Origin of the sequence: Polynucleobacter sp. 31A-FELB, from assembly GCF_018882405.1 — a bacterium.
GTDB lineage: Bacteria > Pseudomonadota > Gammaproteobacteria > Burkholderiales > Burkholderiaceae > Polynucleobacter.
In genome coordinates, this window is the sequence record NZ_JACVOO010000044.1 from 1 (window position 1) to 555 (window position 555).

At 50.1% G+C, this 555-nt stretch carries 1 protein-coding gene; it reads right to left on the reverse strand.

Translation table 11 applies throughout. The annotated features are described in order from the left end of the window. On the reverse strand, positions 1–527 hold a 527-nt coding region (locus ICN30_RS11545), incomplete at its 3' end, for a helix-turn-helix domain-containing protein (protein WP_216275790.1). Positions 528–555 lie beyond the last annotated feature (28 nt).

The following is a 555-nucleotide window of genomic DNA, read 5'->3' on the forward strand; positions in this document are numbered from 1 at the left end:
CTAAGGTAGATCGTTTCGTGTGACACCTGATAGTCCTCCTGATCTGGATAAGTCTCTTTTAGCCATCCGGCAATCTGTTGTGGTGACCAGTAGTGCTGCAGTTTATCTGCCACCAGATGCGCTAAGGCTTTATTCAAGACTAGTTTACAAGTCTGAGGACGCTGCGCTCGATCCCAGGCAGCCTGATTAGATTGGTGGGCTCGATAACTCTTTGGACCGCCATTGCGACCAATCTCACGACTAATTGTGGAAGGTGATCGACCTAACTGAGTTGCAATCGATCTCATGGATTGACCGCTTGCTAGGCCACGTGAGACTGCTTCACGCTCGGCCAAAGTTAATGCCAAGGTTGATCGAGTTCGCTCTGGGGGTCTGATACCGCCACTCTCAGCCAAAATTCGCTGAACTGCCGAGTGGTGGCGATCAAATAACTGGGCAATCTGCTGGAGAGAATCTCCCTTTTTCCAGCGCTCCCACATTAAAGCCTTCTGGGTAGCTGTGTAATAGATTCGAGGTCGTTGTTTCATGAGCAACACTCCTTGCGCTTACGCAGTT